Raw genomic sequence first — 14669 nt, 5'->3', positions numbered from 1 at the left:
ATGCCGACCGATCCACTGATCGCGCTGGCCAAGGCGCGCCGGAACCTCGCCGCGGCGGTCGAGTCCACACAGGCCGTCCTGGTGGAGCACCGGCTCGCCCAGGAGAAGGTGACTCTGATCCAGGGCCAGGGGGTCGGTGCGCCGAAGGTCCGGGCCGCCGTCGACGCTCAGAAGAAGGTAGCGGCCCAGATAGAGGCCGCCACCAAACACGAGCAAGAGCTGCGCGAGGCGATCGAGGCGCTGCGCAAGCAGGTCCGGCTCCGCACCCCGGAGCGGTCGGTGCAGCAGCTCGACGGTCATGTCCCGGTGGCGCTTTTCCCGGTGCGACTGGAGACCCGCTTCGGCAACCGCAACACCGAGTTGAAGATCCGGGTCTACCCCGAGCAAATCCACATCAACACTCATGAGCCCGAGCTAACCGCGAGCGAGCGTGACCTCGGCCAAACCTACTGGAAGGCCCGCTGGGTTGCTACCACGCCGGAGGACACTGCGGCTGCCTGGACCGAGCTGACCCGCAGCCTGCGTCCCAACCGCGCACGCTGGATCGCGAAGGTCAGCGAACCCACTAACGTGGCGAAGCTTGGTACCGGCAACCCCGTCTTCGGTGAGGTGGCCCTGCGCGCCGGGCCGTTCACCCGACAGCCCACCGCCAAGCTGCTCCCGGAGCAGTGGGTCGCTGTCGGCCTGCGCGGCGGTGCCGAGGTGTTCCGCGTCTGGGGCTCCCCGGTGCGGGAGGGGCTCGCGGTCTCGCTGGCCCCCGACCCCACGGCCCCCACGGAAACGACGACGGACGTCCCGGACACCCAGGACACTCTGCCGATCGACGACAGCATCACCTGGCTGTTCGACTACGAGGCCGCGCTGGCAGCCGGGATGGCAATCACCGTCACCGACGCCGACGTGCAGCGGGGCAACCTGGCTGCGGGCGTCGACGAGCTGGTGGTGCTCGGCGTCGACTGGGGTGCCACCCCCGAGGTGGCCGCGACCTCGATCGAGGCGCACCTGGCCAGCCACTCCTACTCCGACGGCCTCGCGTTGCTCGGCGCCGGTGTGCCGACGAACAACACCGACGAGGAGCGTGCCGGGGCAGGCACCGACCCCCACCTGGATCGGGCCGCCCTCGACCCTGCCACCGTGGCCGCCGCGCCGTCCGCGGCCGCCCGGATCGGCACCGCGCTGGGCATCCGGTCGGAAACCGCCTTCGACGCCATCCCGGCGGTCGGGTCGCTAGCCGACGGTGCCTCGGCCGACATGAACAACGCGTTGTGGGCTGCGACGTTCGGCAGCTATCTCGACCAATTCATGGAGCCGATCGTGTCCAGCCGCACCGCCGACGAGGTCCGCGACCACTTCCGTCGCTACGTCCGCGGCCGCGGCCCGTACGCCGCCTTACGGGTCGGCCGCCAGCCTTACGGGCTCCTGCCGGTGACCGCGGGCAGGACCGACACCGGCAACGCGTTCCTAGACGCGATGTCGGTTCGGGTCGCGGGACTGCGGCCGTTCTGGGACAACGCCTCCGGCGAGGTGCCGCGGCTCGGCGACTCCGACCGGCCGGACCTCGACGTGGTCGAACTGCTCCGGCGCACCCCGCGATGCAGCAGCTTCCGCTTCCGTGAGGTGCTGGACGGCAGCGTCAGCTCGAGCGCGACGGGATTCTTCTCCGCCTCTGTATTCCAGGAGCTGGTCGCGAACCTGACGCTGGCGCTGGCCGGCATCTCCGGCCGGCCGCGGATCACCGGGGTCACCGTCGACCCGCACCACCGCGCGGTCCCGGTGCCGCTGGTCAAGTACGGCGACCTCTCCGAGAGCGACCTGCTCGATCCGGACTACATCAAGGACGTGCTGTCCTCGACGTCGGTCTCCGGCGGATTCCGTCGGCTGCTCAACGACCCAGCGAAGGCAAACACGCTGCTGGAGGCCTTGCTGCGGCACGCCGCCGCGGCGGAGTACGTGATCGGCTCCACACTGCTAGTACTCGACCACGAGCTGACCACGCAGGTGATCACCAAGGCGCCGGACCACATGCGGGTGCGCGAGCGGGAGGTGATCGGACTGGAGGCCGACATGGACCGGCTCACCCCCGACGAGCCGGTCTCCAAGATCGTCTCGGCGCAGAGCCCGGTGGAGCTGGCGGAAACCAGGATCCAGGCCGTCTCCGGCGGTCGGAGCCTGGTCGACTTCCTCGCGGTCACTCCCAACAAGGACCTGCGGCGGTGGATCCCGACCCGGCGTTTCTCGGAGTTCCGGGCCAGCCTGGGGCGTCTCGCCGCGCTGCCCACCGCGGAGCTCGACCGGCTGGCCGCGGACACCATCGACTGCGTCTCCCACCGGCTGGACGCGTGGGCCACCTCGGTCGCCACCCGTCGGCTGGACGAGATCCGCACCGCGAACGTGACCGGCACCCACATCGGCGGCTTCGGGTACGTCGAGAACCTGCACCCCAGCGGCTCGCCGGTCAGCCGCGGCTACCTGCACGCGCCGTCGATCCCGCACGCGACCACGGCCGCAATCCTGCGCTCGGCCCACCTGGCACGTGGAGAGAAGCTCGAAGGTACCCTGGCGGTCGACCTCAGCTCGAGTCGGGTCTCGCACGCGATTGACCTCATTGACGGTGTCCGCCGCGGGCAGCCGATCGGCGCGCTCCTGGGCTACCGGTTCGAGCGCAGCCTGCGGCAAAAGGACCTGACCCTGGCCAAGTACATCCTGCCGATGCGTCAGCGCACCCCGCTGGCACAGGTCAGCACAGGACCCGACCTCGACGTCACCGTGGAGACAATCGCGGCCCGCGATGTGGTCGACGGGGTGGCGATGCTGGACGCATGGAAGGCCGACCGGGCGGCGTACTACGCCAGCGTGCCAGTGGCGAACGCTGACCGAGCCAAGGTCGATGTGCTGCTCACCCTGCTCGACGACGCGCTGGACGCGGTCTCCGACATCTTCGTAGCCGAGAGCGTGCATCAGGCGGTGCTCGGCAACGCCGAGCGTTCGGCGGCGGCGCTGGACGCCCTTGACCGGCAGCAGACGTTGCCGGACCCGGCGGTGATTCGGACGCCGCGGACGGCAATCGGTCACCAGCACCGGGTGCTGCTGGTTTTCGTCGACGAGGGCCCGGCCCCAGGTTGGACGGCGCTGACCGACGCCCGGCGCGCGGCCGACCCACGGATCGACACCTGGTGCGGCCAAGTCCTGGGAGCACCAGGGCGGTTCCAGTTCGCCGCCGAGGTACATGACGCGGACGGCGCGGTCGTCCAGCGCCTCGTCGTACGGCTCCCGGAGCTGGGGCTCTCCGCCGCGAGCGTGGTCGCCGCCGGCACGGCGAGCAGCGCCGACGCGGCTAGCGAGCTCGAGCAGCGGCTGGCGGTCGCGTTCGGCGCGAAGGTCACCGCGGCCGGTGCCGCCGAGCTGGTGCTGCTGGACGAGAAGCCGCCGACCGCGGGGATGGACGTGCTGGGGCTACGGGACCTGCTCGACCTGGCTAACCAGGCCTCCGACCTGCTGGCCAGCGGGCGACCGGCCGACTCCCGGTCGCTGCTGCCGGACACCGAGCGCCCCAACGCCGGGTTCGTGATTGCTGAGCTGCGCGGGCGTGCCGATGCGGCCGTGGCCAATCTGAACGCGGCGGTCACCGCCCTTGAGGACCTCGCCCCCACCGCTGCCCCTGCCACCGTGGTGACTAGGCTGCTTGCCGCGGCGGACGCGGGCGTCCCCAGCGCTGTACCGGGCGACGAGGACCCGCACGAGCAGGCCGCGCGGATCGCGGCCGCGGGACGGTCGGCGCTGGACCGGCTAGTGCAGGACGAAGCCGACTTCGTCCGGGCGGGCACCTTCGACCCCGAGATTGTCCAGCACGACCTGGCCCGTATCCGTGGGGTGTTCGGCGAGGGGTTCACTGTGCTGCCGCGATTCCGCCTCCCCGGGCCGGTCGAGGCCGGGGCCGAGGACTTCCGGGCTTCGCTGGAGGCCAGCGTCGGCGACCCGGCCCTGCTCGCGGGCACGTCCCTGGCCGCGGCCGATTGGCTGACCATGCACGCGACCGTACGGCCGGCGATCGCCCGACTGACGTCGGTGCTGGAGGGCTCGGAGATGCTGCTGGGCCGCGCGGGGCTGGCCGACCTGATGGTCGCGCAGCTGCCGCGGCGTCCGGGTGAAAAGTGGGTGGGGTTGCCGTTCGACGTGCCACCCCCGCCGACCACGTCGCTGGTGCTGCACGCGCTGAACCCGATCGACTTCGCCCAGCCACTTGCCGCGATAGTGGTCGACCAGTGGACCGAGGCGGTGCCAAGCACGATGGAGACCACCGGCGTCTCCTTCCATTTCGACGCTCCGGGGGCCCGGGCGCCGCAGAGCGTGCTGATCGCAACCCCGGCCGACCGCAACGCCGCGAGCTGGGACGTCGCGACCCTGCTCGGCTGCGTGCGCGACACGATGGCGCTGGCACGGATCCGGCCGCTGGACATCGACGACGTCGACGTGGCCGCGCGTTTCCTCCCGGCCACCTACCTGCCGTTCAATCTGGAGTCCAAGGTGCCGTCGATCAACCTGACCGCGATCATCGCCCAGGCGATCGAGATCAACAACGTGGCCTTCCTGGAGGTGGACTGATGCCCTCGATAACTACCTGGCAGCGACTTGAGCCGTTGCCGCGCACCGACGACCTGCGGATCGGGCTGCGTGCCGAGACGGCCGACCCGTTGTGGTTCCTGGCGCGGCAGCGGCAGTTCGGCGAACTGCGCGGTGAGGACGCCGGGTCGCCGGTGAACGCCACGCTGACCGCGAGCAGTGGGCGGATCTCCCGGTTGCACCTTGGCGCTCCGGGCTCGGGCGCGGCCACCGACGCGCTGGATCACGACGACGCCGCGGCGCCGCTAGAGTCGCTAGTCGAGCGCGAGCGCATCATCGGCACCGGCGCCGACGGCGGCCTCGTGGTCAGCGCTGGCCTGCACTTCGTGCGGTTGCTCCGGGCGCAGGGAGTGGCGCAGGTAATCCCGGACTACCTCGCTGCCTACGCCTTGACCGCCGCCGACCTCCCCGGCGAGGACCGCGACACCGCGCGGCTGCGACGTCGGGCAGTGGGGCGGGTGCTGGACGCCCGCCAACTCGCCGCCGATCTGCTGGGCCACCGCGGCGGGAACGCGGCCCTGACCTCGCTGCCGACGACACCACCGATCGCCTCGGCCAATCAGGCGAAGGTGATGGCTGCGGCCAACGCCTTCCTGGCCGCGTGGGCGACACAGCTCAGCGAGCCGGCCGCCGGGGACCCGGAAGCTTGGGTGCCGAACCGGCTGGAGCACACGTTCGCCGTCCAGGCTGACCTGCCCGACGGGCGGGTGATGTTGCGCTCGGAGGAGTACCGCGGCGGCCGGTTGGACTGGCACTCCTTCACCGCGACAGACACGCCGTCGCTGGGCGACCCGACCACGCCGCGGCCGGCGGATTCGGTGACCCGGACGGTACTCCCCACCCCGGTCTACTACGGCGGGATGCCGGCCGATCGGTTCTGGGAGATGGAGGACGGCACCGTCCGGTTCGGCGCGCTGGATACCGGACGGACCGACCAGGCGCGGCTGCTGCTAGCCGAGTTCGCCCTGACGTTCGGCAACGACTGGTTCGTCGTACCAATCGATCTGGCTGTGGGCTCGGTGTGCCGGGTGGACGGTTTCGCGGTCACCGACTCGTTCGGCGTGGTGACCGACGTAAAACGCTCGACGACGTCGGGGACGGGCCGCGGTTTCCGTCTCTTCGAGCTGAACGCCCCCGCTGGGCCAACACGGGTGAAGCAGCTGTTCTTCCTGGCCCCGGCGATCGCGGAGCTGAACGAGTCGCCGCCAACCGAAGAGGTGGCGTTCTTCCGCGACGAGATGGCGAACCTGGTGTGGGGGGTGGAGCGGACCTACCAGGGCGGGGCTGGGACGCCGGTGGACCGCTACGAGGAGCACCAAAAGCGGCTGGCGACGCGGCAGCAGATCGACGTCGACTTCGGGGACGCTCAGTTGCTTTACCGGCTGAACAGCGAGGTGCCTGACCACTGGCACCCCTTCGTCCCCGTCAACGCCGCGGGCGTCGCGCCGACCTCTGGCGTGATCCAACTCGAGCGCCGACCCCTGGTGCGGGTGCTCCCCGACGGGACCTCGGTCGCGATCCCACCCAAGGGCCGCATTCTCACCGCCCAGTCACCGCTGCGCCTGGAAGAGGACGAGGTCGCCAAGGACGGAACCGACGTCGTCCGCACCTTCCAGCTCACCCGCTGGAGCGACGGCCGCTACCACCTCTGGTCCGGCCGGCACCGCTCCACCGGTGCCGGCGAGGGTTCGAGCGGGTTGCGGTTCGACACTGTGGTGACTAACGCTGGGTGAGCGTCGGAATGCCGAACGGCAAACCCGACGGAGCTCGCCGCTCCCTGAACCACGGGCGCCGCGCAGAAAGGCACGGACACGTCACAGCAGTCTCTCGTTCAGCACGGACTGAAGAGAGTCTCGAATCTGGCGTAGGGCACACCGAAGACCGGTCCACGAACTCTCCGACGTGGGGAATTCACCCTCACCGCCGGCAACCACAACGACGTCACGCAACTGCTGCCCCTGGTGGACTCCCCTCCACAAATTTGAGGGCTCCGAGGCCAGCCTCGGAGGAAGCCTGGGGATCTTTCGCCGATCGTGCTACGACCATGACAAGTATCGACGGGAGCTGCGCCCCCGGGGGCATCACCCCGCGCATCGCCCGCTGCAGGACTCCCCACGGTTCCGGCCGCGGCAGCCACCGGGGGGCCATTGAATGCGGCTTCGTTTGGCTCCACGCCTACAAGCGACTGCGCACCCGGTAGGATCGCCGCGCCAACCTCCACCTCGGACTGCTGCAACTGGCTTACGTGCTGATCTGCCACCGACACCGCACCGCATTATGAATAGGGCTCTTAGACCTGGTCTCATAACTCCGTTGCCTGGCGCAGTCGGCGGATGTTGATGAGCGTGACGGCGAGCATCAGCAAAGGCAGCAGCGTGGCTTCGGTGCGGTCGTAGCACAGCCTGAGGCGCTTGAGGCGCAGGACCCAGGAGATGGTGCGCTCCACCACCCAGCGGTGCCGGCCCAGGTGCGTCTTGGCCTCGATCCCACGACGGGCGATCCGGACTTTGATGCCCCGCCGGTGCAGGTAGCGGCGGCGCCTCGGGTAGTCGTAACCCTTGTCCGCGTGCAACTTCTCCGGCCGGCGGCGGGGACGCCCCGGACGCCCTCGTCGGCCGCGTACTGCCGGGCTGGTCTCCATGTCATTGCCGTCTGAATACTGACCCTCGGGCTCCGGGCGGATTCGATAAGGGATCATTATTCGCTCGGCGTTGACACTCCGGCAGCGGCTCGATGAGCATGCTGTCATGCGTGTTCGCCGCCGAGACCAGCACGTGCAGGGGCAACCCGTTCCGGTCGGTGAGCAGGTGGTACTCCGTGCCCAATTTCCCTCGGTCGGTGGAATTCGGGCCGGCCAGCTCCCCCCACCCCCCCCTTTTCGCCCTTACGGACACCGCGTCGATACTGGCTCGGGACCAGTCGAGGATCTCCTGCTCGGAGAGCTCCTCGAGCACGACCCCGGTGCAGCTGCTCCCAAACCCCGGCCTCTTGCCAGTGCCTGAGCCGGCGCCAGGCGGTGTGCCCGGATCCGCACCCCAGTACCGGGGGCAGGTCCCGCCACCGGCCCCCGGTGTGGAGCACGAATAGGATGCCTTCCAGGGCGGCACGGTCCTCGATCCGGGGATGGCCCCCGGGGCCTCGAGGCGGTGGCTGGGGCGGGATCAGCGGGGCGATCAGCTCCCACAGACGGTCATCGACCATCCACGACTGCGTCCTCGTCGTCATGCAGGCACTGTGGACCACTCCCGGGCGGGCGGGCGGGAGGGCAACGACAAATCAGGTTTTGAGACCAGGTCTAAGGGGATACCGCTTCCGCTCGATCCCCCACCAGACGGATTGTTCGAATAAGCCGGCCCACACCACGCCGCCTCCGAACCCGAGGGCTCTCACCCTTCCGTGCAATGACAGCGTCCAGCAGACCCCTCATCCGACACGGCGGGCTTTCCTGCGCCACCACTGTTGCAGCCATGACAGGCAAAGACCACCATGAAGATGTCGTAGGACAGGAAGCCGCTCTCCGGATGATGTGGGACTCCCCGGCAGCCGAACCGATTCCTGCCGCGTTATCTGAGAGGGGTGCTTTGGATCATGGAGCCTCCGGTTTTTGGTGACCGCGAAGTAATGCTAAGAGACCATGCGGCGACAACGGACCTCTACAAGATGCTGGTAGATGTCCGGTTCAAGTTGCTCACCTTCGTGCCCACGGTCACGACCATCGCTGTAGGGATACTTTCCTCGGACAAGCAACGAAACACCGTCGAGAACGGGACCACGCTGCTCGTGGGAGTTGGCGGACTGCTCGTGTCGTTGGCGATCGTCGTCTACGAAGTACGCAACTCCCAAATCCATGACCGTGCCATCCACCGGATCAAGCACCTTGAAAGACTTCTGGGATGCACGCCGTCGTATGCCGGCAGGTCACCGCGTGGCATGTTCGCTGAGCGCGGAGAAGGGGTACGCCTTTTTAGGTATTTTACTGCGTGGCACGACCGGGCGCTCTCCATCGTTTATGGCACAGTGATTGCGCTGTGGATGTGGACGGTCCTTACGGGCACGGAGGATTTCGTGGGATGGTTTAACACCTCCGATGCTCGGTACGGACTAATTGTGAAGGCCGTCGTCGCGAGCGTCACAGGATTAGCAGTAGGGATCGAAGTCGTGCGTCAGCGCGGAATGGGGAGAGAAGCCGCAATAATTTACACACTGGTCGACTTAATCCCCGAAGTGCATGGAACAGGGGCTGCTGGTCCCAAAAAACATGGAGGCGCAAAGATATGGATTGGGCTCAAAATAATCGGCAACCAGAAGGTCCCGCGCGAAGAAAGGGCAGGATTTCTTTTTCGGGAAAGGGTTGGCAAAACGCCTTCGGTAAAAGATTTCGTTAGAACGGTACAGTGCGACGCGGCAAGGAGCCAGGCGTCCACGGACTCCAGCAGACTGGTAGAGCTGGCAATCTCCAGCGGCATGATCATAGTTCGACAGCGCCTATGGCCACCGTGGAATCCGCGCGACGACAGGGCGCGCGCCGTGCGTGTAATCACGATAGGTCCACCCCCCTCGGCTGAACGTCTTTCTGAAGCCATTGCCGGCGGTCAAGAAGTCCTGGAATGTCTCCGTGCTCGGAATCTATCCCGTCGTGCGAGCACCGATCCTCCTCGAAGGGTGATCGACCTAGCCCGCGACAAATTAGTGCAACGGTACGGATCCGACGCTCCGTGGTGTTCCTACGAAGAGATCAGACTTCGGTGTGAGTTATTCTCCATGGCTCTGAGACATGGCGAGAGATGAGCTCACCGAGTTTCATGAGACTTGTTGCAGACTGGATGGGTCCTCATCATGCCCCTACCGGCGAACGCCGAAAGGAGCGGCGTTGATGTAATCGGGAAGCGGGAATGCCGAGTAGGACAGGACCGTCGGCACCCCGCCACGGATTGCACACCTATCGTTGTTACGCTCAGTTCAACTCCAGGCCTCTCTCGTGTCCCTGCCCGCGCCCGGTGTTCTTGCGAACCTTTGGGCCCCGTTTGGTGGAGCGCACCACGTCGATGGGCGGCGTGCCCTGGTCCCGTTCGGCGGCCAGGCGGGCTTGGACGCCGTCGCGGCCTGCCTCGGTGCCACCAAGGGCTGCCATGAGACTGTCTGCCAGGCTGGCTCGGCGGTCTCCGGAGTCCCAGAGCTCTTCGGCTTCGGCGGCCGCGTGATGGGTGTCCGTGTCGTTCTGGAGGTCACCTTGTGAGGCCACCGCAGCGTTGCGTGCGGCCTCGGCGTGGTCCCGTTGCGCATCGAGAGTCTCGCGGGCGACGATCTCTTGCTCAACAGATTCGGTGCGCTGCTGGTGCGGGGCATGGTCGGTCAGGTAGTCCTCCACGCTCAATCCGTGGCGTTCCTTCACCTCCAACTCGATCCGCCCTCGGGCGGCCTTGGCGACACCGTCGTGGTGCTCCCACTGCCAGGCCAGACCGTAGTGGCCGGCGATGTCCTCAGTTTTCGCGGTTTCCCAGAACCGGTCCTGGTCCACGGGGGCGAGCTCGGTGCGCATCACGGCGCGTTCGGCCTCGAAGCGCTCCTCGAGCTCGCGCCGCCGGTGCTGCTGTTCCATGACCCGTTGGCGGAGTTGCTCGGCGCGTTGACGGGCCATTATCTCGCCCCAGCGCCCGGCCACGGCCATCGCCGCTTGGAGGTCCCGGGAGAGCAGGTCGTTCACGCCGTCGGGTTGTGTGCTCATGTCGTTACAGCTCCATTCCGTGCTCGTCTCGGGTGTGTTCCACGTAGGGGCGCACGGTGGCGGTGAGTCCCTGGGTTTCCCGCAGCGCCCCGCGGTCACGGGTGGGGCCGGCGTGGGAAGCCGAGCGCGCCGGCGCGGAGGTCTCCACCTCCGGTAAGGGTTCGGCCACGTCGGCCAGGTGGTGTTCGAAGGCGTCGTTGATCAGCTGGGTCTCGCGCAGGTCCTTGTTGGCCTGGTGCATCTCGTAGAACGCCTGGGTCATCCGCAGCATCTGGTTCATGATCAGCGCCTGCGCCATCGGGGACGGCGCCCGGGTGGCCGCCAACAAGAAGGCCGTGGTGCCACTAGTACGCAACGGCGCCTCCAGCGGGGTGGTGATCTTCACCCCGGACCGATGCGCGGACCGGGCCAGCACTCGAGCCGTGCGCCCCAGCGGCCCTTGGCCGTCCTCGGTCGCATGGGACCACGCGGCGAACACCCCAGAGGCTTCACGGGCCGCGTGCGCCCACGATTGGTGATCATCCGGTGCGATGTTCACCAGGCGCCGGCGGACCTCCTTCAGCTCCCCGGCCAACCGCCGGGCGGTCTCCTCATCCAGGGCCACACCGGGGTCGTCGGGGTGGACGATGCGACGGTGCCGCTTGGCTGCCATCCATTCATCCGACGCCTCTTGGGCGGCCTCGGGGGTGTCCGGCCAGCGTGTGCGCAGTGAGGGCAGGGTGAGGTCCTGGGCGAGTTTGCCGCCACCGAACCACAGCGGCCGCATTCCCTTTGGCGGACGCTCCGCCACGGAGTACCCGGTCACCACCGAGTCGGTGCCAGCGGCGAAGCGGGGGTGCACGAGCAGGTTCGCCCGGCGCATCTGCCGCACGAACTGCGCCTCGGTGTCGGCGGCCACCGCGCACGCCCGCACGGTGCGCTCCAGCGCGAACCGGGCCGGCTCCCTGGTGCTGTCCCGGGCGATCTCGCCCTGCTGCAACCACCGTTCGGAGTGATTGCCGAGCTGGATGAGGCGGAAGTCCTTCTCGATGCCCCGGGCGACCTTCTGCGCGCGGGAGAAGTCGTTGCCATCGGCCCACTTCGTCCCGTCCCCACGGATCGTGGAGGCCATGATGTGGATGTGGTCGTTGCCCTTGGTGGAGCGCCCGTGATGCACCGCAACCCACTGGCACGGGGCCTTGGCCCCAGCCTCGGTGAAGTCCATCTCGTCCATGAACCGCTGGGCGATGTCCGACCATTCCTGATCGGTGACCTCCCGGTCCTGGTACGGGATCGACAACGAACAGTGCCAGATGTGCTTGGCGTCAGCGTCTACACCGAACGCTCGTCGGTTCAGATCGATCTCGCGGGCGATGGACACCGCGGCTTCCTCGTTGAGCTGCACGTCGTCGTGCCACGCCATGATGAGCGGAGAGCCGTTGATCAGGTGCGGATCGGTGTGCTCGTTGGCCCGACCCGGACCCACGAGATACTTCATCAGCCCGACCGGCTTGTCACCCTTGGTGATGTTCGGAATCACGGGATCAACTCTTCGATCTTGGCCAGCACGTCCGTTCCAAAGCGGCGAGCTTCCTGCAAGGTCTCGACCGTCTCGGGCAGCACTTCACCGGTGCTGTTGGCATGCCGGGCAATCTGGTTAACGTTGTTGGCGATCGTGGCCATCAGCTGCCGCATCTGGATCAGCTCGGCCAGCTGGTTCCTCCGCAGCTGCACCGCCATCGGATCCGCCGAACCGAACACCGCCTGCACCATCAGCGCCGACGGCGACAGCCCGGTCTGCTGCTCCAGCACCATCAACTGGGCACGCTCCGACTCCGACATGGACACCCGGACGTACTGGGTCTTGCCCTCGATCCGCTTCCGTCGCGACTTCCACACATGACGCGGATTCTCCTGCTCCACCACAGCACCTCCTCTCTTCTCGGCCCAGCGCAGCGCCCCCACTTCGGTGGGCCCCACACGATCAGTGTGCCACCGCGAAACCGGCAGGGCCAGCGGTGCGCCCGTTTTATGGCACATAAAACATAGCTTTGCTCCGGTGGAGCACCACGGGTGCAAAACGCCAGCTCAGCAGGTGCTTCCTCTGGAACGGACGATGTGCATCCGTTAAGGTGGAGGCATGGTGAAGCTCACTGACCCCCAGCAAGCAGAAGAAGCCGCCCAGCGGCTGCTCAACGACCGGATGGACTACGTCCGCCGGGCGATTGCTACTCGTGGCGCTCTTGACGAGGCCCGCGAGGCCCTCAAAGAGGCCGAGAAGAACGACGTCCAGGCGTTCCAGGCCGCCGTCAACAACGGCGGCTGGACCGAGGACGAGCTGCGCAAGATCGGACTCTCCGCACCCGAGAAGGTGCAAAGGGTGCAGCGCCGACGGAAGGCCACTCAGCCCACCCCGGACACCCCCGACTCGTCCGCGCGGAACAGTGGCGGTACCGAGCCGGAGCAGTGACTGACGGCCAGTCGCTGGGTTCTCGCAGCCAGCTACGGCGTGCTCCTAATCCTCTCCACCGTCCTGGTGACCCGAGGCTCGAGGCTCGAAGATCGAGCCTAATCTCCGGCCTGCTCTTGGTGGCGTCCTTGCTCGTCATCTGGCGCGAAGCACACCAGGAGCGCGCGGAACGCGACTTGGACAACCGTGGCTGAATTCCTGGCCCCGTGCCCACATGGGCACGGCAAAAGCTCCCTCGCTCCGCGGCTTTTCCCGCACCCATGATGGACAGCGGGGACCCCCACCGACCACCCGACCACAGCCGGCAGGTCACCTCACGCGCAACCGTGACACTTCCGCTTCCGCTTCCGCCGACTGTGGACGGCTTCCCGCACACGTGGTCACCACGCAGCAACAGTGCCCGCTCCCCCAATGGGGAGCGGGCACTGTCCATCTAAACAACCCAGGCAGAGCGAGTATTTACGGCTCAGCTCGAAAGTAGTGGTGCCCTCCCAGCTCCACAACCACTGATGCGAGCAAGGGAGGGCAGTGTGATAAAGACACAACGCGTGGTCATCGGGGATCGACCCGCACAAGCGGTCTGTGTCGATCGAGGTCATGGCCGGGGACGAGACCGTGCTGGGCGGTGGCCGGTTCGACGCATGGGTGCGCGCGTTCCCGTGGTCGCTGATCTTTTCGGGAAGCGCGCCCGAACGGGCAGCGACCGCGGCCCCCACGGCCGGCTTCGCGTGCACGTGGCGGCCAGGCTCGCGTCGATACAATGAACCGTGATCCCGCGTGAGTCCGCCGAACGCGACTCGGACCGTCCAACGGCGCCGGCGCGTCCCCCACGTGCCCGGCAGTCCCCGCTAGGGCATGTCTCTTTAATCGTGTGGGTGGTTCTGCGACGCTGGGAACATGCCCCGAGCTGTGCTGACCGATGACCAGTGGGAGCGGATTCGGCCCCTCTTGCCGTCCTCCGAGGGCAAGCGGGGCCGGCCGTTCCGCGATGACCGACCGGTAGTGGAGGGCATTCTCTACCGTTACCGGTGCGGGATCGCCTGGCGCGACATGCCCGAACAGTTCGGGCCCTGGCAGACCGTGTGGAAACGGCACCGCCGCTACAGCGCCGACGGGACCTGGGACCGGGTCCTGGCCGCGCTGCTGACCGACGCGCAGAAGATCGAACTGATCGACTGGGCGGTGTCGGTGGACTCCACCATCAACCGAGCCCATCAGCACGCCACGAACTTCGCCCGCGACACAGGGGGCAGGAGCGAACTACACGAATCTGTCCGCTGAGCCGGTTGACCACGCGGTGGGCCGCTCCCGTGGCGGGCTGTCGACGAAGATCCACTGCCTGGTCGACGGGGCCGGGCGCCCGTTGGTGGTGCTCGTGGGGCCCGGCCAGGCCGGGGACGCCCCGATGTTCCCCCACCTCATGCGCCATCTGCGGGTCTCACGACAGGGACCGGGGCGGCCCCGGACCCGGCCCGGGCGGCTGCGGGCGGACAAGGCCTACTCCTCGAGAGCGATCCGCACGCATCTGCGATCCCGGGGCATCACCGCGGTGATCCCGGAGCCGGCCGACCAGCAAGGTCATCGGAAACGCCGCGGTTCCAAAGGTGGTCGACCGCCGTCCTTCAATCCCGAGGACTACAAGGGCCGCAACGTCGTCGAGCGGTCCTTCAACGTCTTCAAGCAATGGCGCGGGCTCGCCACACGGTACGACAAGCTCGCCATCACCTACCGCGATGGGGCCGTGCTGCGCGCCATCACCATCTGGCTCAAAGTCCTATTGGGAGACATGCCCTAGCCAACTGGGCGCGCAGTTCGTCGTAGACGTTCGAGGACTCCGACGGTGTGCCCAGATCGCAGAACACGATCTGCAGTCCA

Annotated in this window: 8 protein-coding genes and 2 pseudogenes; 6 read left to right on the top strand and 4 right to left on the bottom strand. The window is 67.6% G+C overall.

Annotated features, from left to right (window positions below; all coding sequences use genetic code 11):
- The 3 genes and pseudogenes from ACH9D3_RS16860 to ACH9D3_RS16850 form a co-directional block, all read left to right on the top strand.
- Positions 1-4602 carry a hypothetical protein gene (locus ACH9D3_RS16860; protein WP_396411811.1) on the top strand — a complete coding sequence of 1534 codons (4602 nt, stop codon included), beginning with the start codon at positions 1-3 and terminating at the stop codon, positions 4600-4602.
- Positions 4602-6353: a hypothetical protein gene (locus ACH9D3_RS16855; protein WP_396411810.1), complete on the top strand. Its 1752-nt coding sequence runs from the start codon at positions 4602-4604 to the stop codon at positions 6351-6353. Before ACH9D3_RS16860 ends, ACH9D3_RS16855 begins: the two co-directional genes overlap by 1 nt.
- Before the next feature lie 180 nt (positions 6354-6533).
- A pseudogene (locus ACH9D3_RS16850) lies at positions 6534-6901 on the top strand (IS5/IS1182 family transposase); the annotation flags it as partial.
- A 21-nt stretch (positions 6902-6922) separates the two neighbouring features.
- Here the strand turns inward: ACH9D3_RS16850 and ACH9D3_RS16845 are convergent.
- Positions 6923-7845, bottom strand: a pseudogene (locus ACH9D3_RS16845) (IS5 family transposase).
- A gap of 363 nt (positions 7846-8208) precedes the next feature.
- Between ACH9D3_RS16845 and ACH9D3_RS16840 the strand changes: the two are divergent.
- Positions 8209-9408: a hypothetical protein gene (locus ACH9D3_RS16840; protein ID WP_396411809.1), complete on the top strand. Its 1200-nt coding sequence runs from the start codon at positions 8209-8211 to the stop codon at positions 9406-9408.
- 166 nt (positions 9409-9574) lie between these two features.
- Here the strand turns inward: ACH9D3_RS16840 and ACH9D3_RS16835 are convergent, their stop codons facing one another.
- From ACH9D3_RS16835 to mobC, 3 genes are read right to left on the bottom strand one after another with little or no spacing between them, the layout of a single operon-like run.
- Positions 9575-10345, bottom strand: a complete 771-nt coding sequence (locus ACH9D3_RS16835) for a hypothetical protein (RefSeq protein ID WP_396411808.1) — start codon at positions 10343-10345, stop codon at positions 9575-9577.
- 4 nt (positions 10346-10349) lie between these two features.
- Positions 10350-11864 carry a relaxase/mobilization nuclease domain-containing protein gene (locus ACH9D3_RS16830; RefSeq protein WP_396411807.1) on the bottom strand — a complete coding sequence of 505 codons (1515 nt, stop codon included), beginning with the start codon at positions 11862-11864 and terminating at the stop codon, positions 10350-10352.
- Positions 11861-12250: a plasmid mobilization relaxosome protein MobC gene (gene mobC, locus ACH9D3_RS16825; RefSeq protein ID WP_396411806.1), complete on the bottom strand. Its 390-nt coding sequence runs from the start codon at positions 12248-12250 to the stop codon at positions 11861-11863. Before mobC ends, ACH9D3_RS16830 begins: the two co-directional genes overlap by 4 nt.
- A gap of 214 nt (positions 12251-12464) precedes the next feature.
- On the opposite strand from mobC, the gene ACH9D3_RS16820 reads away from it, so the two are divergent.
- Both ACH9D3_RS16820 and ACH9D3_RS16815 read left to right on the top strand, forming a co-directional pair.
- Positions 12465-12794 carry a hypothetical protein gene (locus tag ACH9D3_RS16820; RefSeq protein ID WP_396411805.1) on the top strand — a complete coding sequence of 110 codons (330 nt, stop codon included), beginning with the start codon at positions 12465-12467 and terminating at the stop codon, positions 12792-12794.
- A gap of 897 nt (positions 12795-13691) precedes the next feature.
- Positions 13692-14589 (top strand): IS5 family transposase gene (locus tag ACH9D3_RS16815; RefSeq protein ID WP_396411804.1). Its coding sequence is split into 2 segments (ribosomal slippage): positions 13692-14039 and positions 14041-14589, totalling 897 coding nucleotides; the frame shifts between segments, so codons are not numbered across the junction.
- Positions 14590-14669 lie beyond the last annotated feature (80 nt).

Source organism: Kocuria kalidii (assembly GCF_044462225.1).
GTDB classification, from domain to species: domain Bacteria; phylum Actinomycetota; class Actinomycetes; order Actinomycetales; family Micrococcaceae; genus Kocuria; species Kocuria kalidii.
Note: the sequence above shows the minus strand (reverse complement) of the source record. Positions and strands in the feature narration are given on the sequence as shown.